We start from the raw sequence: 20,285 nt of genomic DNA on the forward strand, positions 1-20,285 counted from the left end.
CTCGCCGAGCTGTTCGCCGCCGCGGGCGTGCCCGCGGCCCTGGCGGCGCCGGCGGCCGCGCGGCTCGGTCCGGGCGCCGCCCGGCGGCTGCGCGCCGGCCCGTGGGGGCTGCTGCGGGTGCCGGGCGTCCGGCCGGAGCAGGCCGACCACTTCGCGCGGGCCGTCCTCGGCGCCGGTGCCGGGCCCGGCGACGTGCGGCGCGGGCGGGCGCTCGTGCTGCACCTGCTGACCGAGGCGGCGCGGGGCGGGCACACCGTCACCCCCGCCGCCGAGGTGCTGGCGGCGCTGGAGCGCGCCGGGGTGCCCGACCCGCGCGCCGCCGTGGAGGCCGCGCTGGACGAGGCGGAGGTGCTGTCGCTCACCGAGGAGCCCGAGTTCGGCGAGGAGTCCTTCGAGGAGGACGCCGAGCCGGAGGAGCCGGAGGAGATGCTCGGCGCGGCCCGGTGGGCGCTCGCCGAGGAGGCCGCCGCCGAGGGCTTCCAGCGGCTGACGCTCACCGCGGTGCCGCTGCTGGACGACGCGGCCGTCAAGGGCCTGCGGGACGGGCTGCCCGAGGACCGGTCGCTCGCGCTGACCGCCGCGCTGCACACCGGGGTGAGCATCCTGCGCGGCGCGCCGGACGACCTCGCCGCGGCCGTCCTCGGCGTCGCCGGCGCCGCCGCGAGCGCGGGCCTGCGGACCGCCGTCGCCGCCCCCACCGACCGCGCCGCCGCCGACCTCGGCGGCCCCGAGGGGGTGGCGGTCACCAGCCTGCACCGGCTCCTCGAACCGGGCGGCGACCCGGCGGCCCCCGGCGCCGTGGTGTACGGGCGCGGCGAGCGGCACCCGCTCGACCTCGACCTGCTCATCGTCGCCGACGCCGCGCAGCTCGACGTCGAGCTGTGCGCGGTGCTGGCCGAGGCGTGCCCGGACGGCGCCCACCTGGTGCTGTGCGCGGAGCCGGGCGCCGCGCCGCCCGCCGGGCCCGGCCGCCCGCTGGACGACCTGGAGGCGTCCGAGACCGTCCCGGTGGTCGCGCTGGACGCGGTGCCGCCGTCCGGTCCGCTCGGGACGCTGGTGGAGGCCGTGCGCGGGGGCGACCTGCCCGCCGTGGACGCGCCCGGCCGGGAGGTCGTCGTCGTGCCCGCCGCCGACCCGGGCGAGGCGGTGCACCGGGCCGTCCAGCTCGTCACCGACTCGATCCCCCGCGCGCTCGGCATCCCGGTCGAGGACGTCCAGGTCGTCGCGGCGGCCGCGGGCGGCCCGGCGGGCGCCGGGGCGCTCAACGCGGCGCTGAAGGCCCGGCTGAACCCCGGCCCCGGCGCGTTCGGCGGGATGGACCCCGGCGACCGGGTCGTCGTCAACGCGCCGCTCCCCCAGGCGGCGGTCGGCGAGACGGGCGTGGTGACCGGCGGCGGCCCGCACGGCCTCGACGTCGAGTTCCCCGCCGGCCCGGCCGTGGTCGCCCCGGCGGACGCGTCCCGGCTGCGGCACGGCTGGGCGGTGCCGGTCGCGCGGGCGCGCGGGACGCGCCGCCCCGCGGTCGTCGCGGTCCTGCCCGCCGGGGGGCTGTCCCGGCCGCTGGTGGCCACCGCGTTCGGGCTGGCGCTCCGGCACCTGTCGGTCGTCCAGGCGGCCGGGCCCGCACTGGCCAGGGCCGTCCGCGAGACCGGGGCGGCGCCGCGCCGCACCCGGCTCGCGACGCTGGTGGTCCAGTGAGGCCGTGACAGGGTAAAGAAACCCCCGTGTCGCGGTTTACGGACGGCCCCGTATGGGACACGATGTCAACAGGGTCAGGCCCGTGAGGGCCGTGCACGGCATCGGGTGGAGGAGCGACATGCGCCAGCGGGTCAGGCGGCTCGGAACGGCTTCGGCGGCGGTCTCGGCGGGGGCGCTCGTCCTGGTGCTCGCCGCGCCGGCGTCCTCCGCGTCCGCGCAGGAGTGCAAGAAGGGCGTCGACCCGGAGACGACGATCGAGAACTGGAAGTGCAACCTCGGCAACCTGCGCGAGGCGCTCACTCCGAAGACCCCGGCGCCGGCGCCCACCCCGACGCCCACGCCGAAGAAGACCGCCGCGAAGACGACGAAGAAGACCGCCCGGAGCACGCCGAGCAAGAGGGCCGCGAAGGCCCCGCGCAAGCCGTCGGCGCCCGCGGCCGGCGGGGCCGTGTCCGGGCCCGCCCCCATGACGGACGCGGGCGGCCTGAAGCCGTACTCCGGCCAGGCGCCGTCCGCGGCCACGGGGCTGCCGGGCGTCCTGCCCACCCCGGAGATCGCCGCGGACCCCAACGCCTACCGGAACACCGCGGGCGGCACCGCCGCGATGCCGCAGACGCGGCTCATCTCCCCCGTCGCCGCCTCCGGGCAGGACAACGGCCAGCTGCTGCTCGTCGCCGCGGCGGCGGGCGCCGCCGGAGCCGTCGGCGCCCTGAACATCAGCGTCGCCGGCCGCGCCCTGCGCCGCCGCAAGGCCCGCTAGCGACCGTCCCCGCGGACACCGGCGAGCCGGTGCCGCCCCGCGGGCGGCACCGGCTCGTCCTGTTCGGGGGGACGGCCTAGTAGGCGGCGCCGATGGCGTGGATGCCGCCGTCGACGTGGACGATCTCACCGGTCGTGGCGGGGAACCAGTCCGACAGCAGCGCCGCGCACGCGCGGGCGGTCGGCTCGCTGTCCTTGATGTCCCAGCCGAGCGGGGCCGCCTTCGGCCACATGTCCGTCATGCCCTCGAAGCCGGGGATGCTCTTGGCGGCCATTGTGGCGAGCGGCCCGGCGGCGACGAGGTTGACGCGGATGCCCTGCGGGCCGAGGTACTTGGCGAGGTAGCGGGCGCACGACTCCAGGCCGGCCTTCGCCACGCCCATCCAGTCGTACACCGGCCACGCCTTGGTGGCGTCGAAGTCGAGGCCGACGACGGACCCGCCGTCCTCCATTAGCGGCAGGCACGCCATCGTCAGCGACTTCAGCGAGTACGTGGAGGCGTGCACGGCGGTCGCCACGTCGTCCCAGGACGTCTCCAGGAAGTTGCCGCCGAGCGCGGTCTGCGGCGCGAACCCGATCGCGTGGACGACGCCGTCCAGGTGGTCGAAGCCGTGCTCGCGCAGGTTCCCGGCCAGGGCGTCCAGCTGCTCGGTGTTCATCACGTCGAGCTCGATCACCGGCGGCGGATCGTCCGGACCGGACGGCAGCCGCTTGGCGGTCCGCGCGGTGAGCGTCGGCCGCGGGTAGGCGGTCAGCACGACCTCGGCGCCCTGCTCCTGCGCGATCCGCGCGACGTGGAACCCGATGGAGGCGTCGGTGAGGACGCCGGTCACCAGGATGCGCTTGCCCTCGAGAATTCCCATGGTCGTCAGTGCCCCATTCCCAGTCCGCCGTCGACCGGGATCACGGCCCCGGTGATGTAGGCGGCGTCCTCGCTCGCCACGAACCGCACCGCCTTCGCGATCTCCTCCGGCCGCGCGATCCGCCCCAGCGGGACCGCCGCGGTGATGGCCTTCTGCTGGTCCTCGCTGAGGACCGCCGTCATGTCGGTGTCGACGAACCCCGGCGCCACCACGTTGACCGTGATGTTGCGGGAGCCGAGCTCGCGGGCGAGGGAGCGGGCGAACCCGACCATGCCCGCCTTGGACGCGGCGTAGTTGGACTGCCCCGGCGAGCCCATCAGCCCCACGACCGACGACACCAGCACGATCCGGCCGGTGCGCTTGCGCATCATGCTCTTCACGGCCCGCTTCGCGACCCGGAACGAGCCGGTCAGGTTGGTGTCGAGCACCGAGGTGAACGACTCCTCGCTCATGATCGCCAGCAGCGTGTCCTTGGTGATCCCCGCGTTGGAGACCACCACCTCGACCGGGCCCTGCTCGGCCTCGACCTTGCTGAACGCGGCGTCGACGTCCTCGGCGTCCGTGACGTCGCAGCGGACGCCGAACAGCCCCTCGGGCGGCTCGCCCGACCGGTAGGTGACGGCGACCGCGTCGCCCGCCGCGGACAGCTCGCGGGCGATGGCGAGGCCGATGCCCCGGTTACCGCCGGTCACGAGGACAGAGCGACTCATCACGGACCCTCTCGTCTTGCGTACTGTTGCCTGCGTACTGTGACTCGCGGCACGACCCTAGCGGCCCGCACCCCGCCCTGCGGATGTGCCGAACCGACAAGATCCGCCGACCCGGCTTTGTTCTCGATCACCCGCCGGGCCTGCGGGTAGGTTGCTGAAGGTGCATGACATCGATCCCGCCTTCACCGCGCTGCCGCTTCGCGCGCTGGCCGACGCGGCCCTCACCCGGGCCCGGGAGCTGGGCGCCGAGCACGCCGACTTCCGCCTCGAACGCATCCGCAGCCAGACGCTCCGGCTGCACGACGCCGCCCTGGAGACCGCCCTGGACGCCGACGACGTCGGCCTCTCGGTCCGGGTCGTCAAGGACGGCACCTGGGGCTTCGCCGCCGGCATCGACCTCACCCCGGACGGGGCGGCGCGCGTCGCCGCGCAGGCCGTCGAGGTCGCCGCCGTCGCGCGGCCCGTCAACCGCGAGCCCATCGAGCTGGCGCCCGAGCCCGTCCACGGGGAGCGCACCTGGGTGTCGGCGTACGAGACCGACCCGTTCGCGGTGCCGACCGCCGACAAGATCGCGCTGCTCGCCGGGTGGAGCCGCCGGCTGCTCACCGACGACCGCGTCGACCACGTGGACGCGACGCTGCTTCAGGTCAAGGAGAACAAGTTCTTCGCCGACCTCGCCGGGACCGTCACCACCCAGCAGCGCGTGCGGCTGCACCCGGTCCTCAACGCCGTCGGCATCGCCGGCGGCCTGTTCGACACGATGCGGACGCTCGCGCCGCCCGCCGGGTACGGGTGGGAGTGGCTGTCCGGCGAGCACTGGGACTGGGACGGCGAGCTGGCCCGCATCCCCGAGCTGCTCGCCGAGAAGCTCGCCGCCCCGACGGTCGACCCGGGCGCCTACGACGTCGTCGTCGACCCGTCCAACCTGTGGCTGACCATCCACGAGTCGATCGGGCACGCCACCGAGCTGGACCGGGCGCTCGGCTACGAGGCCGCCTACGCCGGCACCTCGTTCGCCACGCCCGACAAGCTCGGCACGATGCAGTACGGCTCCAAGGTCATGAACATCACCGGTGACCGCACCACCGAGCACGGCCTCGCCACCATCGGCTACGACGACGAGGGCGTGGCGACGCAGTCGTTCGACATCGTGTCGGAGGGCCTGTTCACCGGGTACCAGACCGACCGGCGCATCGCCCGCCTCACCGGCGCCGAGCGCTCCAACGGCTGCGCGTTCGCCGACGCCGCGTCCAGCATGCCGATCCAGCGGATGGCGAACGTCTCGCTGCGGCCCGCCGAGGGCGGCCCGTCCACCGACGAGCTGATCTCCGGCGTGGAGCGCGGCATCTACATCGTCGGCGACAAGAGCTGGTCGATCGACATGCAGCGGTACAACTTCCAGTTCACCGGGCAGCGCTTCTACAAGATCGAGAACGGGCGGCTGGCGGGGCAGCTCCGCGACGTCGCCTACCAGGCCACCACGACCGACTTCTGGAACTCGATGGAGGCGGTCGGCGGCCCGCAGACCTACGTGCTCGGCGGCGCGTTCAACTGCGGCAAGGGCCAGCCGGGGCAGGTCGCGCCGGTCAGCCACGGCTGCCCGTCCGCGCTGTTCCGCGGCGTCAACATCCTCAACACGCTGAAGGAGGCGGGCCAGTGACCGGCATCAGGCCGCAGGAGGCCGTCGAGCGGGCCCTGGCGCTGTCCCGGACGGACGACTGCATCGTCATCGCCGACGAGGCGAGCACCGCGAACCTGCGGTGGGCGGGCAACACCCTCACCACCAACGGGGTGACCCGCTCCGGCCGCCTCACCGTCATCGCGCTGCGGAACACCGCCGACGGCGTCGCGGCGGGCGTGGTGTCGCGGTCGGCGGTCGGCGCCGACGGCATCGAGGACCTCGTCCGCGCCGCCGAGGCCGACGCCGCCGGCAACGACCCCGCCGAGGACGCCGGGCCGCTCGTCACCGAGGGCCCGGCCGGCGCCGGCGGGTGGGACGACGACCCGGCCGAGACCGGCATCGGCGTGTTCGAGGGCTTCGCGCCCGCGCTCGGCGAGGCGTTCGGCGCCGCGCAGGCCGGCGACCGGCGCCTGTACGGGTTCGCCAACCACGTCCTGACCTCGACGTTCCTCGGCACCTCGGCGGGGCTGCGGCTGCGGCACGACCAGCCGACCGGGCTGCTGGAGCTGAACGCCAAGGGCGCGGGCGGCTCGGCCTGGGCGGGCGTCGGCACCCGCGACTTCACCGACGTGGACGTCGCCGCCCTCACCGGCGGCCTCGCCCGGCGGCTGGAGTGGGGCGAGCGGCGGGTGGACCTGCCCGCCGGGCGGTACGAGACGATCCTGCCGCCGTCCGCCGTCGCCGACCTGATGATCTACCTGTACTGGTCGGCGGGCGCGCAGGACGCGCACGACGGCCGGACGGTGTTCAGCGCCCCCGGCGGCGGCACCCGCGTCGGGGAGCGGCTCGCGGCCCTGCCCGTCACGCTGTCCAGCGACCCGGCCGCCGCCGGGATGGAGTGCGCCCCGTTCGTCGTCGCGCACGCCTCGGGGCGCGAGGCGTCGGTGTTCGACAACGGGCTCCCGCTCGGCGCCACCGACTGGATCCGGGACGGGCGGCTCGCCTCCCTCACCCAGACCCGGCACTCGGCCGGGCGGACCGGGCTGCCGGTCACCCCGGCCGTCGACAACCTCGCGCTCACCGGCCCGGACGGCGGCGCCACGCTGGAGGAGATGGTCGCCCGCACCGAGCGCGGGCTGCTGCTGACGTGCCTGTGGTACATCCGCGAGGTCGACCCGCAGAGCCTGCTGCTGACCGGCCTCACCCGCGACGGCGTCTACCTCGTCGAGGACGGCGAGGTCGTCGGGGCGGTGAACAACTTCCGGTTCAACGAGAGCCCCGTCGACCTGCTCTCGCGGCTCAGCGAGGTCGGGGAGACCGGGCCGACGCTGCCGCGCGAGTGGTCCGACTACTTCACCCGCGCGGCCATGCCGCCGGTCAGGGTCCCCGACTTCAACATGTCGACGGTGTCCCAGGCGTCCTGACGCCCCGCAGGGCCCGCCCCGGCCGCGGGGCGGGCCCTGCGCGTCCCTTTCGCGTCCCCTTCGCGTCCATGGCGGCCCCGCCGCGTCTGCGGCGGGCTCAGGCGTTCTGCGGCGGGCTCAGGCGTGCTCCGGGAGGCTCAGGCGTCCTCCAGGCGGAAGCCGACCTTCATCGTGACCTGGAAGTGCGCGACCTCCCCGTCCTCGATCTGGCCGCGGACCTCCTTCACCTCGAACCAGTCCAGATGGCGGAGGGTCTCCGAAGCGCGCCTGACGCCGTTGCGGATCGCGGTCTCGACCGACTCGGGGGAGGTCCCCACGATCTCCGTCACCCGGTACGTGCGATCGGTCATCCGTTCCTCCCGATGCGTTGTTTTGACCCGTACTGCAGTCGCAGGCCGGACTCCATGGGCTTACCGTGGAAACGTGAAGGTCAATCCCCGCCACCAGCGGGAGCCGGAGGTCTACACGGTCACCGACGCTCCCCGCCCCATGTCAGAGGACATCGGACACCGGCAGCGCCGGTACCTGATCTCCATGGGCGTCCGCACGGTCTGCTTCGGCGGCGCGGTCGTGGCCGCGGTCGCGGGCGCGCCGTGGTGGCTGGCGGTGCTCATGGTGGTCGGCGCCGCCCTGCTCCCCTACATCGCGGTGATCTTCGCGAACGGGGGCCGGGAGCCGACGGCGTCGGCCGTGTTCGACGACCGCGCGGCGCACGAGCACGGGAAGCCGGCCCTGGAGCCGGAACACAAGCCCGATTCCGGACAGCGACCGGAAATCGGGTCGTGACATTCTCTTGACTAACTGCGGGGGGTTTCGGTGTACGATTTGTACCGGCGCTCTGGTCCCCCGTCGGAGCGCCCGTGCCGGTGTTCCGGGCCCCCGTCGGAACACCGATGATGCGGCGCCGGGTGGATTGCCCCCGTATCCACCCGGCGCCGCTTTTCATTGCCCGGGGTCCCTCCTCGGGCTTCCCCGGTCCGCGCGCTCGCCGGCGGTCGGCGTCCCCATGACCCGCCTTTGACCGGCGTCCGGGCCGGAGCACATCCGTTCGAGAACGGCAAGGCCCTGGCCTGGCCTGCTCCGGCCACGGGCCGAAACCCGGTCGATCCGAACTTTTCGCCCGCGGATCCGTGTGCGGGCGCGGCGTTCCCGGCCGTGGACCGATCCGTTCCGGGGCGCGCTGCGTACTGCTGAGCGGCGAGAACACCACCCCGCGCCCGAGGGGAGGCCCCGTGGACCCGGGATTCCGGCTGGACGGCCGCTACCGCATGGAACGCCGCGCCGGACGGCGCGGCCCGGCGGAGGTGTGGCGCGCGCACGACGAGCTGCTCGCCCGCCGCGTCGCGGTCGCGCTCGTCGCGGTCCCGCGCGAGCGGGGGGCGCTGCGGCGGCGGCTGCGGGACTCCGCCCGCGCCGCCGCCGCGCTCGCGCACCCCGGCATCGTGACCACCTACGACTACGGGGAGGCCGGCGGCCCGGGCGGTGAGTCCCTCGCCTACGTCGTGACCGAGTACCTGACCGGCGAGTCTCTCGCGGCGCGGCTGGAGCGCGGCCTGCCGTGCGCGCAGGAGGCCCTGGCCGTGTGCGCCCAGGTCGCGGACGCGCTGGCCGCCGTCCACTCCTGCGGGGTCGTCCACGGCGATCTGAGGGCCGGGCAGGTGTTCCTCACCGAGGACGGCGTGAAGATCCTCGGGCTCGGCGTCACCGGAGCGGCCGGCGCCGCCGGGGCGGAGGCGGCACGGGACGGCGAGCCGGGCCAGGCCGAGGACGTGCGCGCGTTCGGCGCGCTCCTCGCCGCGTGCCTGCCGGACGCGGGCGCGCCGCCGGAGAGCGGGCTGCCGGCGGAGCTGGCGGCGCTCGCCGACCGCGTCCCCGCCGGCGAGCCGGGCGAGCGCCTGCCGGCCGCCGAGGTGGCCCGCGCGCTGGCGGCGCGCATCGCCGCGGCTCCCGTCCTCCCACCGGCGGACGCCCCGGGCGGGCGGGCCGCCCCGCGGCGCGGGGTCCGCCGGGTCCGGCGCGCCGCAGTGCTGGGCGGCGCGGCCGCGGCGGTGCTGGCGCTGGTGCTCGCCCCGCTGGTGGTGATCCTGTCGACGCTGCGGGACGCGCCCGGCGGCGTCGCGCTGCCCGCGCCGCCGCGCCGGTCCGCGCCGCCGCCCTCCCCCGCGGACGACCCGGGCGCGTCCCCTCCGGCCCCGGCCCCGCCCTCCAGGCCCGCGCGCACGGCCCGTCCGGCGGTCCCGGCGGCGGACGCGCGGGCGCGGGCGGTCAGCGCGCTCGCCCGGATGCGCCGCGCCATCGACACGGGCATGGCGGCGCGCGAGGTCGGCCGCCGCTTCGGCATCTTCACCGCCACCCAGGTCAGCACGCTGCTCAACGAGGTGGACGGCGGCGAGCCGGTCGACCTGCCGCGCCGGGTGGCGGCGCTGCGGTCGGCGCTGGCGGGACGGGCGCCCGGCGACGTCTCCCCCGAGCGCGCCGCCGGCCTGTCCGCGCTGCTCGCCGAGATCCCGGTGCGGCCCTGACCGGCCGGGCCCTTGACGGGAGGCGCCGATGAGACGAACATCACACCTGGCCCCTGCTGAGACAGATCGTTCATGTGTCTCACGACGGCCCGTCACGAGACGGCGCGACACGGCCCGGTACCCCCGTCCGGGAAACGGAGATCGGCGATGAGCGGACACGACGACGTGCCCGAGTGGGCACCCCGGAACCTGCCGGAGACGGGCGCCGGCGACGCGCCCTACACCTTCCTCGGCGCCTCCGATCCGGGCGGGCCGCCCGGCGGCCGGTGGGAGCCGCCGCGGACGGAGGCCGGCGAGCCCTTCGACGCCTTCCGCCGGCCGGACCGCGCGCCCCGCCCGCCGGGCCCGGCGCACGCCGCCGCGAGACCGCCGCGCCGGCACCGCGAGCCCGGCGCGCGGCGCCCGCCCCGCCGGGTCGGCGGCGTCCTGCTCGGCCCCCTCGCCGGCGCGATCGGCCTGGTCCTGCTCACCGGCGCCGGCGCCTATGCGTTCGGCATGACGGGCGGCGGCTGCTCGGGCGACGACGCCGTCACGGTCGGCGTGGCGGTGGCGCCGGACGTCGCGCCCGCGGTGATCCGGGCGGCCGGGCGGTTCAACGACGCCCGGCACGAGGTGGACGGGCGCTGCGCCCGCGCGCGGGTGCGCACCACCGCGCCGGACGCCGTCGCGACACTGCTGTCGGGCAAGGGCGTGGCCGGGGTGACCGAGCGGCCGGACGTCTGGATCCCCGACTCGTCCCTGTGGCTCAAGCTGGTCGAGGGCTCCGGGCGGGGCGGGGCGGCGCCGGCGGTCCTCGGCGGGGTCGCCGCCACCCCGGTCGTCCTGGCGATGCCGCGCGGGCTCGCCGTCCAGCTGCGGAACCTCGGCGCGCCCGAGCAGCCGTCCTGGACCGAGCTGCTGGCCGCGGCGGGCACGGCCTCCAACAGCGACGGCGGCCCGGTCGCCGGGACCGGGGACGGAGTGATCCCGCCGCGGCTGTTCCGGCTGCAGGTCCCCGATCCGGGCCGCAGCGCCACCGGCATGGGCGCGCTGATGCTGGCCGGCGCGCTGCTCAGCGGCGCCCCCGGCGGCGAGGCCGGGTTCGCGGGCGTCGTCCGGACGATCCGGGAGGGCGTCGCGGTCTCGGTCAAGGCGGAGTTCGACGCGTTCGACCCCGCCGTCGGCAAGGACAAGGGCGACCGCTACCCGGTCGCGCTGGTGCCCGAGCAGGCGCTGTTCGGCTACAACGCGCGGCGGCCGGCCGAGCCGGCGGTCGCGGTCTACCCGGCGGAGGGCACGGTCTACCTCGACCACCCCGTCGCCGTCCTGTCGTCGGACCGCGCCAAGGCGGGCGCGGCCCGGCTGCTCTGGCGGGCGCTCGCGGACGAGGCCACCCGCGAGGACGTCCAGCGGCTCGGGTTCCGGACGCCCGGCGGCGCCGCGCCCGCCGCCTTCTCCGCGGCGAACGGCCTGAGCCCCCGCGCGCCGAAGGCGCTGCCGGCGCCGTCCACCGCCGAGGTGCGCCGCACCATGCAGTCGTGGGCGCAGCTGTCGCTGAGCATCCGGATGCTCAGCATCATCGACGTGTCCGGGTCCATGGACGAGCGGGTGGCGCCGGGCGTCACCCGGCTGCAGTCCACGGTCCGCACGGCGCAGGACGGGCTGTCCCTGCTGCCGGACGACACCGAGCTCGGCCAGTGGGTCTTCTCCACCGAGCTGAGCGGCGACCGGGACTGGCGGGAGCTGGTCAGCGTCGGGCCGCTCGGGCAGCGGCTCGGCTCGGCCACCCGGCGCCAGCGCATGCTGAGCGCGTTCGCGCAGATCAGGGTGAAGGAGCACGGCGACACCGGCCTGTACGACACGGTCATGGCGGCGTTCGACTACATGAAGCGGACCTACAAGCCGGAGTACGTGAACTCGATCCTGCTGTGGACGGACGGCCGGAACGAGGACCCGGGCGGCCCCACGCTCGCCGAGACGCTCGACCACATCCGCCGCGAGTACGACCCGGAGCGCCCGGTCCTGATCAACATGTTCGGCAACGGCGACGACGTGGACGTCAACGAGCTGCGGCAGATCGCGCGCCTCACCCGCGGCGACGCCTACGTGGCCGAGACGCCCGGGCAGGTGCAGGCCCTGTTCCTCAAGGCGCTGTCCCAGCGGGTCAGCCCCTGATCCGGCACGCCCCCGTAGTTGATTCTAGAACTACATTCGAGTTAAGTTAGCGTTCCGCTAGTAGCACCCTGCTGGCGGCACCCTGCTGACTGCACGAGAGGGGCCACGGCGTGCGCCGCACCGTTTTCAACGAGGACCACGAGGCGTTCCGGGACACGATCCGGGCGTTCATCGAGGCCGAGGTCGCCCCGGTCTACGAGGACTGGGAGAACGCCGGCCACCCGCCGCGCGACTTCTACTACAAGCTCGGCGAGCTGGGCGTGTTCGGCATCCAGGTGCCCGAGGAGTACGGCGGCGCGGGCGAGACCAGCTTCAAGTACCAGGCGGTGGTGTCCGAGGAGTGCGCCCGCGCGGGCGTCAGCTTCGGCGGCTACGGGGTGCACGTCAACCTCGTCCTGCCGTACCTGCTGAAGTACGGCAACGAGGAGCAGAAGAAGCGCTGGCTGCCGGCGTTCGTGTCCGGCGAGATGATGACCGCCATCGCGATGACCGAGCCGGGCACCGGCTCCGACCTCGCCGGCATGCAGACCACGGCCAAGAAGGACGGCGACCACTACGTCCTGAACGGCGCCAAGACCTTCATCACCGGCGGCGTCCTCGCCGACCGGGTCCTCGTCGTCGCGCGGACGTCCCCCGCCACGCCGGAGAACCGCCGCGCGGGCCTGTCGATCCTCGCCGTCGACACCGCGAGCGAGGGCTACGCGGTCGGCCGCAAGCTGGAGAAGATCGGGCTGCGCAGCTCCGACACCGCCGAGCTGTCGTTCAGCGACGTCCGCGTGCCCGTCGAGGACCTCCTCGGCGAGGAGGGGCGCGGGTTCGAGTACCTCACCCACAACCTGGCCGAGGAGCGGCTCGGCATCGCGACCAGCTCCTACGCCTCCGCCGCCGCCGCGGTCGAGTTCGCCCGCACGTACGTCCAGGAGCGGACGGTCTTCGGCAAGACCGTGTCGTCGTTCCAGAACACCAAGTTCGTCCTGGCCGAGTGCGCCACCGAGGTCGAGGCGGCCCGCTCCCTCGTCGACCGGTGCATCGAGGCGCTGGACGCCGGCGAGCTCACCCCCGCCGACGCGGCCGTCTGCAAGCTGTTCTGCACCGAGGTGCAGGCCCGCGTCGTCGACAAGTGCCTGCAGCTGCACGGCGGCTACGGCTACATCCTGGAGTACCCGATCGCGCGCCTGTACGCCGACGCCCGGGTCACCCGCATCTACGGCGGCACCAGCGAGGTGCTGAAGACCATCATCGCCAAGGACATCCAGGTCTGAGGACGTCCAGGTCCGACGGAAGGGCAGCGCAATGACTGACACCCGGGTGGCGATCGTCACCGGCGCGGCGCGCGGCATCGGCGCCGCCACCGCCGTGCGGCTGGCGAAGGAGGGCTTCGCGGTCGCGGTCTGCGACCTCGACGAGGCCGCCTGCGCCGGCACGGTGGAGGCGATCACCAAGGACGGCGGGACGGCCCTGGCCGTCGGCGTCGACGTCGCCGACTCCGCGGCGGTGTCCGCGGCCGTCGCGCGCGTCGCCGCCGAGCTGGGCCCGCCCGTGGTGCTGGTGAACAACGCCGGCATCACCCGCGACAACCTGCTGTTCAAGATGTCCGACGACGACTGGGACTCGGTCATGTCGGTGCACCTGCGCGGCTCGTTCCTGATGAGCCGCGCCGCGCAGGAGCACATGACCAAGGCCGGCTGGGGCCGCATCGTGAACCTGTCGTCGGTGTCGGCGCTCGGCAACCGCGGCCAGGTCAACTACTCGGCGGCCAAGGCGGGCCTGCAGGGCTTCACCAAGACCCTCGCGATCGAGCTCGGCAAGTTCGGCGTGACCGCCAACGCGATCGCGCCCGGGTTCATCGCCACGGAGATGACCGCGGCGACGGCCGCCCGCGTCGGCGTCGACTTCGAGGACTTCAAGGCGGCCGCCGCCAAGGAGATCCCCGTCCGCCGCGTCGGCGTCCCGGAGGACATCGCGGGCACGGTCGCGTTCCTGGTCAGCGAGGACGCGTCGTTCGTGTCCGGCCAGGTGATCTATGTGGCCGGTGGTCCCCGCGCGTGAGGGGGCGGCCCGCGGGCGGGACCGGGAGGCGACCGAGGAGTCGCTGCGGGCGGCGGCGGTCGCGCTGCTGCGCCGCGGCGGCGTCCTCGCCGGGCTGAACCTGCGGCAGGTCGCCGACGAGGCGCGCGTCAACCGCGGGCTGGTCTACCAGTACTTCGGGTCGCGGCGGTCGCTGCTGCGCTCGGCGCTGTTCCACCGGTCCCGGCCGAACGCCGAGGACGCGGTGGACGCGGCCGGGCTGCCGCTGCGCGAGCGGCTGTCCCGGCTGTTCTGGACGAGCCTGCGCAACCCCGAGCCGGTGCGGCTCGCGACCCTGCTGGTGCTGGACGGCGACGACCGGCCCCGCGTCCTGCTGAACCGGGGCGCGGGCCGCGCCGACCTCGCCGCCGAGGCCGCGCGGGGCGAGCTGCCCGTCGGGGACGTGGAGGCCGTGCAGGCGGCGATCGCGTCCACGATCTACGGGTACACGCTGCTGCGCGAGCACCTGGCGCACGAGATCGGCATCCCGGCGGAGGAGCTGGACAAGCGCATGGCCGGGTGCGTGGAGGCCATGTTCGCCCGCCCGCCCGGCTAGGCCGCCGCTAGTACGCCCGCGCCCCGGCGAGCTGCCGCGACAGCGCCGCCGGGGCGCCGGCGAGCGACGGGCCGTACCAGGTGAGGTGCCGCCCGTTCACCAGCGCCACATCCAGACCGGGGAACGACTCGGGGCCGTCGTCCTCGGTGAACCGGTACGGCTCGTCGGGCAGGACGACCAGGTCGGCGCCCGCCGAGTTCAGCTCGTCGAGGGGGATCTTGGGGTAGCGGTCCGGGTGGTCCGCGTAGGCGTTGGACACGCCGAGGCGGCGCAGGACGTCGCCGGTGAAGGTGTCGCGGCCGACGACCATCCACGGCCGCCGCCAGATCGGGACCACGGCCGTCCGCCGCGTGCCGGGGGTGATGTCCGCCCAGACGCGCGCCGCCTCGTCCAGCCAGCCCGGCACCGGGACCAGGCACGCCTCCGCCAGCATGCGGCGCAGCGACGCCAGGGCCTCGTCCACGGTGCGGATCTCCGTCATCCAGACCGGGATGCCCGCCGCGCGCATCGCCTCGATGTCGGCGGGGCGGTTCTCCTCGGTGTTGCCCACGACGACGTCGGGCCGCAGCCCGGCGATCTTCTCCAGGTCGGGGTTCTTCGTGCCCTTGACGCGCGGCACGTCCAGACCTTCGGGGTGGGTGCACCAGTCGGTGGCCCCGGCGAGCAGATCCGGCGCGGTGACCGCGATCGTCTCCGTCAGCGACGGGACGATCGACACGACCCGGCGCACCCGGTCCGGGATCGGGACCGGGCGGCCGGTGTCATCGCGGGGCATCGGCGGTCCGCTCCTCAGACGTTGCGGCGGTACTGGCCGCCGACCTCGAAGAACGCGTCGGTGATCTGCTCCAGGCTGCACACCCGCGCCGCGTCCATCAGCACGGCGAACACGTTCTCCCCGGCCCGCGCCGCCTCCTTCAGCGCGGCGAGGGCGGCGCCGGCGTCCTCGCGGTGCGCGTCCTGGTAGGCGCGGACGCGGTCGAGCTGGGAGCGCTTCTCCTCCTCGGTGGCGCGGGCCAGCTCGATCGTCTCCGGCGTGCCGTCCGACGCCTCCGGCGGGCGGAAGGTGTTCACCCCGATGATCGGCAGGGAGCCGTCGTGCTTGCGCTGCTCGTACAGCATCGACTCGTCCTGGATGCGGCCCCGCTGGTAGCCGGTCTCCATCGCGCCGAGCACGCCGCCGCGCTCGCTGATGCGGTCGAACTCGGCGAGCACCGCCTCCTCGACGAGGTCGGTCAGCTCGTCGATGATGAACGACCCCTGCAGCGGGTTCTCGTTCATCGCGAGGCCCCACTCCCGGTTGATGATCATCTGGATGGCGAGCGCGCGCCGCACCGACTCGGCCGTCGGCGTCGTCACGGCCTCGTCGTAGGCGTTGGTGTGCAGGCTGTTGCAGTTGTCGTAGATGGCGATGAGCGCCTGCAGCGTCGTCCGGATGTCGTTGAAGTGCATCTCCTGCGCGTGCAGGGAGCGCCCGGACGTCTGCACGTGGTACTTGAGCTTCTGGCTGCGCTCGTTGGCGCCGTACCGGTCGCGCATGGCGACGGCCCAGATGCGGCGGGCCACGCGCCCGAGGACGTTGTACTCGGGGTCCATGCCGTTGGAGAAGAAGAACGACAGGTTGGGCGCGAAGTCGTCGACGTCCATGCCGCGCGCCAGGTACGACTCGACGTAGGTGAACCCGTTGGCGAGCGTGAACGCGAGCTGGCTGATGGGGTTCGCCCCGGCCTCGGCGATGTGGTAGCCGGAGATCGACACCGAGTAGAAGTTGCGGACGCCGTTGGCGATGAACCACTCCTGGACGTCGCCCATCATCCGCAGCGAGAACTCGGTGGAGAAGATGCAGGTGTTCTGCCCCTGGTCCTCCTTGAGGATGTCGGCCTGCACGGTGCCGCGCACGGTCGACAGGACGCGCGCGCGGATCTCGGCGGCCTCCTCCGCCGACGGCTCGCGCCCGTGCTCCTCGTAGAAGGCGTCGAGCCCCTGGTCGATGGCGGTGTTGAGGAAGAACGCCAGGATCGTGGGCGCCGGCCCGTTGATGGTCATCGACACCGACGTGGTCGGCGACGACAGGTCGAACCCGTCGTACAGCGCCTTCATGTCGTCCAGCGTCGCGATCGACACGCCGGACGTGCCGACCTTGCCGTACACGTCGGGACGCTCGTCGGGGTCCCGCCCGTACAGGGTGACCGAGTCGAACGCGGTCGACAGCCGGGTGGCGGGCTGCCCCTCCGACAGCAGCTTGAACCGGCGGTTGGTGCGGAACGGGTCGCCCTCCCCCGCGAACATGCGGGCCGGGTCCTCGTTGTCGCGCTTGAACGGGAACACGCCGCCGGTGAACGGGAACCGGCCGGGCAGGTTCTCGTTCCGCAGGAACCGCAGCAGCTCCCCGTGGTCGGTGTAGCGGGGCAGCGCGACGCGCGGGATGCGGCTGCCCGACAGCGACTCGCGCGTGAGCGTGGTGTGCAGCTCCCTGTCGCGGATCTTCACGACCTGCTCGTCGCCGGAGTAGGACTCCACGACGGCCGGCCAGCCCTCGATCAGCTCGGCGCTGCCCGGCTCGACGGCGCGGCGCGCCTTCTCCAGGAGCTCCTCGACCTCGGACGCGTCGGTCAGCTCGGCGCGGACCTCGTCCAGCCGCTGGACGCGCCGCACCGCCTCCATCTGCTCCAGCGTGGCGTCGTGGTAGCCGCGCACGGTCTCGGCGATGTCCGACAGGTAGCGCACCCGTCCGGGCGGGATCACGGTCGCGGCGCCGGTGGAGGTCTTCGTCGCGACCTCCGGCAGGGCGCCGTCCTCCAGGTCGAGCCCGTGCTCGCCGAGCAGCCCGCCGAGGTGCCGGTACAGGGCCGTCACGCCGTCGTCGTTGAAGGTGGCGGCGCTGGTGCCGTAGACGGGCATGTCCTCGGGCCGCTGCCCGAACGCCTCCCGGTTGCGGACGAGCTGCCGGGACACGTCCCGCAGCGCGTCCGCGGCGCCGCGCCGCTCGAACTTGTTGATGGCGACCACGTCCGCGAAGTCGAGCATGTCGATCTTCTCGAGCTGGGACGCGGCGCCGAACTCCGGCGTCATCACGTACAGCGACACGTCCACCAGCGGGACGATCGCGGCGTCGCCCTGGCCGATGCCGGGCGTCTCCAGGATGACGAGGTCGAACCCGGCGGCCTTGCACGCGGCGACGATGTCCTCGATGTTCTCCGGCAGCTCCCGCGCGCCGCGCGTCGCCAGCGACCGGAAGAACACGCGGTCGCCGTCCAGGGAGTTCATCCGGATCCGGTCGCCGAGCAGCGCGCCGCCGCCGCGCCGCCGGGTCGGGTCCACGGCCAGCACCGCGACGCGCAGCCGGTCGCCCTGGTCGACGCGGAACCGCCGCACGAGCTCGTCGGTCAGGGACGACTTCCCGGAGCCGCCGGTCCCGGTGATGCCGAGCACGGGCACCCGCCGCTCCGCGGCCGCCGCGCGCAGCCGCGCGAGGTCGTCGTCCGGCAGCTTCCCCGCCTGCAGGCAGGTGACGGCCCGCGCGAGGGCGCGCCGCTCCCCCGCCAGCACGCCGTCCACCGGGACGGGCTCGGCGGCGAGGTCGACGTCGCACTCGCGCACCAGTTCGTTGATCATGCCGGGCAGGCCGAGGCGCTGCCCGTCCTCCGGGGAGAAGATCCGCACGCCCGCACCCGACAGCCGCGCGATCTCCTCGTGGACGATCACCCCGCCGCCGCCGCCGAAAACCTTCACCTGCTCGGCGCCGGCCTCCTTGAGGCTGCGCGACAGGTACTCGAAGTACTCGACGTGGCCGCCCTGGTAGGAGCTGATCGCCACGCCCTGCGCGTCCTCCTCCAGGACGGCGTCGACGACCTCGCGCACCGAGCGGTCGTGCCCCAGGTGCACCACCTCGGCGCCCTGGGACTGCAGGATGCGCCGCATGATGTTGATGGCCGCGTCATGGCCGTCGAACAGCGCCGCCGCGGTCACGAACCGGACCGGATGCACCGGCGCGTGCAGCTCCCCCGTCACCGTCCCACCCCAAACTTTGGACATCCAATATTTGGAAGTTAAAATAGTTTCCGTGCGCGAACGAGTCAAGACGGCATACGGTGATGCGGTGCCCGACACCCCCGATCCCATCGCCGAGGCCCACCGCCAGTGGAGCGCCCGCTGGCCCGAGCACGCCGACCACATGGCGGCCGTCACCTCCGTCATGCGCGCCCAGCAGCTCCTGCTCGGGCGCATCGAGGCCGTCCTCAAGCCGTACGGCCTGACGTTCGCCGCCTACGAGGCCCTCCGCCTGCTCGCCTTCACCCGCACCGGCACCCTCCCGATGGGCAAGATGGGCGTCCGCCTGATGGTGCACCCGGCCTCGGTCACCAACGTGATCGGGCGCCTGGAGCGCCGCGGCCTGGTCGGCCGCGGCCCCTCCCCCGACGACCGCCGCGTCGTCCTCGCCACGATCACCCCCGCCGGCCGCGAGCTCGCCGAAGAGGCCACGGTCGCCCTGAACGAGTCCGGCTTCGGCATCGCCGACGTCCCCGCCGCCCAGGCCGCGGACATCACCACCGCGCTCCGCCCCGTCCGCACCTCGGCCGGCGACCTCCCCTGACCCCGGCCCCCGACCCGAGCCGGCCCGGTGTGGCACCTTGGGGGCATGGTGAGCGAGACGGTCTTCACGTATGGGGCTCCGCAGCTGAAGTTCGGGGGCGGGGCGGCGGACGAGATCGGGTTCGATCTGGCGCAGTACGGGGTGCGGCGGGTGCTCGTCGTGACCGACGCCGGGGTCGCCGCGACGGGCGGGCCGCGGCGGATCGCCGACGCGATGAAGGCGTACGGGATCACGGCCGAGGTGTTCGACGGCGTCCACGTCGAGCCGACGGACGCGAGCATGCGGCGGGCCGTCGAGTACGCGCGGGAGACCGGGCCCTACGACGCCTACGTCGCGGTCGGCGGCGGGTCGAGCATCGACACCGCCAAGGCGGTCGACCTGCTCACCACCAACGAGGGCGACCTCGCGGAGTACCTCAACCCGCCGGTCGGGGCCGGGCGGGCGCCGGAGCGGCCGCTGCTGCCGCTGGTCGCCGTCCCGACGACGACCGGCACCGGCGCCGAGAGCACGACGGTGTGCGTGCTCGACGTGCTGGACCTGCGGGTCAAGACGGGCATCAGCCATCCGCGGATGCGGCCCGTGCTGGCCGTGGTGGACCCGGAGCTGACGATGTCGCAGCCCGCCGGGGTGACCGCGTCGGCGGGGATGGACATCCTGTGCCACGCGCTGGAGAGCTACACCGCGCGCCCCTACGACGCGTTCGAGCGCAAGCGGCCGGAGCGGCGGGTGCCGTACTGCGGCGCGAACCCCGTCTCGGACATGTGGGCCGAGAAGTCGCTGAGCCTGCTGTCGCGGTCGTTCCGCCGGGCCGTCCGGGACGGGGACGACCGGGAGGCCCGCACCGGGATGGCGCTCGCGGCGACGTTCGCGGGGCTCGGGTTCGGCAACGCCGGGGTGCACATCCCGCACGCCAACGCCTACCCGATCGCGGGGCGGGTGAAGGACTTCCGGCCGGACGGCTACCCGGACGGGGAGGCGATGGTCCCGCACGGGATGTCGGTCGCGCTGACCGCGCCGGAGGCGTTCCGGTTCACGTTCGAGGCGCGTCCGGAGCGGCACGTGCGCGCGGCGGAGCTGCTCGACCCCGGCATGGAGCGGCCGGACGACCCCGCCGAGCACCTGCCGCGCGCCGTGATCCGGCTGATGCGCGACATCGGGATGCCGGACGGGATCGGCGGCGTCGGGTACGGCGAGGGCGACATCCCCGGCCTGGTGGAGGGCGCGATGAAGCAGCAGCGGCTGCTCGCGATCGCGCCGCGCCCGGTCGACGAGGACGCGGCGGCGGGGATCTTCCGGCGGTCGCTGCGCCTCTGGTGAGGA

17 protein-coding genes are annotated in these 20,285 nt (G+C 74.5%); 12 read left to right on the forward strand and 5 right to left on the reverse strand.

The window, feature by feature from the left end:
• Together ABFX46_RS27720 and ABFX46_RS27725 are read left to right on the forward strand one after the other, a co-directional pair.
• On the forward strand, positions 1-1,698 hold a 1,698-nt coding region (locus ABFX46_RS27720), incomplete at its 5' end, for a helix-hairpin-helix domain-containing protein (protein WP_346046550.1).
• Positions 1,699-1,816: 118 nt separating this feature from the next.
• Positions 1,817-2,458, forward strand: coding sequence for a hypothetical protein (locus ABFX46_RS27725; RefSeq protein WP_346046551.1), 642 nt, complete (start codon positions 1,817-1,819; stop codon positions 2,456-2,458).
• 76 nt (positions 2,459-2,534) lie between these two features.
• On the opposite strand, the gene fabI is transcribed toward ABFX46_RS27725, so the two are convergent.
• Both fabI and fabG (ABFX46_RS27735) read right to left on the reverse strand, forming a co-directional pair.
• Positions 2,535-3,320, reverse strand: a complete 786-nt coding sequence (fabI, locus tag ABFX46_RS27730) for an enoyl-ACP reductase FabI (RefSeq protein WP_163063691.1) — start codon at positions 3,318-3,320, stop codon at positions 2,535-2,537.
• 5 nt (positions 3,321-3,325) lie between these two features.
• Positions 3,326-4,030 carry a 3-oxoacyl-[acyl-carrier-protein] reductase gene (gene fabG, locus ABFX46_RS27735; protein WP_131942629.1) on the reverse strand — a complete coding sequence of 235 codons (705 nt, stop codon included), beginning with the start codon at positions 4,028-4,030 and terminating at the stop codon, positions 3,326-3,328.
• A 160-nt stretch (positions 4,031-4,190) separates the two neighbouring features.
• Here fabG (ABFX46_RS27735) and ABFX46_RS27740 point away from each other — a divergent pair, with 160 nt between their 5' ends.
• Both ABFX46_RS27740 and ABFX46_RS27745 read left to right on the forward strand, forming a co-directional pair.
• Entirely contained in the window at positions 4,191-5,690 is a 1,500-nt protein-coding gene (locus ABFX46_RS27740) for a TldD/PmbA family protein (protein ID WP_346046553.1), read from the forward strand.
• Complete coding sequence (locus tag ABFX46_RS27745; RefSeq protein WP_346046554.1) at positions 5,687-7,075, forward strand: metallopeptidase TldD-related protein; 1,389 nt, start codon at positions 5,687-5,689, stop codon at positions 7,073-7,075. Before ABFX46_RS27740 ends, ABFX46_RS27745 begins: the two co-directional genes overlap by 4 nt.
• Positions 7,076-7,212: 137 nt before the next feature.
• Here ABFX46_RS27745 and ABFX46_RS27750 read toward each other — a convergent pair whose 3' ends face one another.
• Entirely contained in the window at positions 7,213-7,425 is a 213-nt protein-coding gene (locus ABFX46_RS27750; protein ID WP_131942632.1) for a dodecin, read from the reverse strand.
• A 73-nt stretch (positions 7,426-7,498) separates the two neighbouring features.
• On the opposite strand from ABFX46_RS27750, the gene ABFX46_RS27755 reads away from it, so the two are divergent.
• The 6 genes from ABFX46_RS27755 to ABFX46_RS27780 all read left to right on the forward strand — a co-directional run bounded on the left by ABFX46_RS27755 (position 7,499) and on the right by ABFX46_RS27780 (position 14,374).
• On the forward strand, positions 7,499-7,861 hold the full coding sequence (locus ABFX46_RS27755) for a DUF3099 domain-containing protein (protein ID WP_346046555.1): 363 nt from the start codon (positions 7,499-7,501) through the stop codon (positions 7,859-7,861).
• Positions 7,862-8,307: 446 nt separating this feature from the next.
• Positions 8,308-9,597 (forward strand): protein kinase domain-containing protein, encoded by a 1,290-nt coding sequence (locus ABFX46_RS27760; RefSeq protein WP_346046557.1) that lies wholly within the window; start codon positions 8,308-8,310, stop codon positions 9,595-9,597.
• 147 nt (positions 9,598-9,744) lie between these two features.
• Positions 9,745-11,751, forward strand: a complete 2,007-nt coding sequence (locus ABFX46_RS27765) for a substrate-binding domain-containing protein (protein WP_346046559.1) — start codon at positions 9,745-9,747, stop codon at positions 11,749-11,751.
• Positions 11,752-11,861: 110 nt separating this feature from the next.
• The gene (locus ABFX46_RS27770; RefSeq protein ID WP_346046561.1) at positions 11,862-13,013 is read left to right on the forward strand and encodes an acyl-CoA dehydrogenase family protein; all 1,152 of its coding nucleotides are present in this window, start codon (positions 11,862-11,864) and stop codon (positions 13,011-13,013) included.
• 46 nt (positions 13,014-13,059) lie between these two features.
• Entirely contained in the window at positions 13,060-13,800 is a 741-nt protein-coding gene (fabG, locus tag ABFX46_RS27775) for a 3-oxoacyl-ACP reductase FabG (protein ID WP_428831322.1), read from the forward strand.
• The gene (locus tag ABFX46_RS27780) at positions 13,784-14,374 is read left to right on the forward strand and encodes a TetR/AcrR family transcriptional regulator (protein WP_346046563.1); all 591 of its coding nucleotides are present in this window, start codon (positions 13,784-13,786) and stop codon (positions 14,372-14,374) included. The genes fabG (ABFX46_RS27775) and ABFX46_RS27780 overlap by 17 nt, the downstream gene beginning before the upstream one ends.
• Before the next feature lie 7 nt (positions 14,375-14,381).
• Here ABFX46_RS27780 and ABFX46_RS27785 read toward each other — a convergent pair whose 3' ends face one another.
• Positions 14,382-15,149, reverse strand: coding sequence for a helical backbone metal receptor (locus ABFX46_RS27785; RefSeq protein ID WP_346046565.1), 768 nt, complete (start codon positions 15,147-15,149; stop codon positions 14,382-14,384).
• A gap of 14 nt (positions 15,150-15,163) precedes the next feature.
• Entirely contained in the window at positions 15,164-18,406 is a 3,243-nt protein-coding gene (gene icmF, locus ABFX46_RS27790) for a fused isobutyryl-CoA mutase/GTPase IcmF (RefSeq protein ID WP_428831318.1), read from the reverse strand.
• 28 nt (positions 18,407-18,434) lie between these two features.
• Between icmF and ABFX46_RS27795 the strand changes: the two genes are divergently transcribed.
• Together ABFX46_RS27795 and ABFX46_RS27800 are read left to right on the forward strand one after the other, a co-directional pair.
• Positions 18,435-18,965 (forward strand): MarR family transcriptional regulator, encoded by a 531-nt coding sequence (locus ABFX46_RS27795; protein WP_346046569.1) that lies wholly within the window; start codon positions 18,435-18,437, stop codon positions 18,963-18,965.
• Between the two features lie 45 nt (positions 18,966-19,010).
• On the forward strand, positions 19,011-20,282 hold the full coding sequence (locus ABFX46_RS27800; RefSeq protein WP_346046571.1) for a hydroxyacid-oxoacid transhydrogenase: 1,272 nt from the start codon (positions 19,011-19,013) through the stop codon (positions 20,280-20,282).
• The last annotated feature ends 3 nt before the right edge of the window (positions 20,283-20,285 follow it).

The sequence above is a fragment of the Actinomadura chokoriensis genome (assembly GCF_039529475.1).
In the GTDB taxonomy this organism is placed as follows: Bacteria; Actinomycetota; Actinomycetes; order Streptosporangiales; family Streptosporangiaceae; genus Spirillospora; species Spirillospora bangladeshensis.

What these genes read in the sequence shown, in the direction of transcription:
- ABFX46_RS27725 (WP_346046551.1), top strand. Translation starts at nt 1,817, where the DNA reads ATGCGCCAGCGGGTCAGGCGGCTCGGAACGGCTTCGGCGGCGGTCTCG.
- fabI (WP_163063691.1), bottom strand. Translation starts at nt 3,320, where the DNA reads ATGGGAATTCTCGAGGGCAAGCGCATCCTGGTGACCGGCGTCCTCACC.
- fabG (WP_131942629.1), bottom strand. Translation starts at nt 4,030, where the DNA reads ATGAGTCGCTCTGTCCTCGTGACCGGCGGTAACCGGGGCATCGGCCTC.
- ABFX46_RS27750 (WP_131942632.1), bottom strand. Translation starts at nt 7,425, where the DNA reads ATGACCGATCGCACGTACCGGGTGACGGAGATCGTGGGGACCTCCCCC.
- ABFX46_RS27765 (WP_346046559.1), top strand. Translation starts at nt 9,745, where the DNA reads ATGAGCGGACACGACGACGTGCCCGAGTGGGCACCCCGGAACCTGCCG.
- ABFX46_RS27785 (WP_346046565.1), bottom strand. Translation starts at nt 15,149, where the DNA reads ATGCCCCGCGATGACACCGGCCGCCCGGTCCCGATCCCGGACCGGGTG.
- icmF (WP_428831318.1), bottom strand. Translation starts at nt 18,406, where the DNA reads ATGTCCAAAGTTTGGGGTGGGACGGTGACGGGGGAGCTGCACGCGCCG.
- ABFX46_RS27800 (WP_346046571.1), top strand. Translation starts at nt 19,011, where the DNA reads ATGGTGAGCGAGACGGTCTTCACGTATGGGGCTCCGCAGCTGAAGTTC.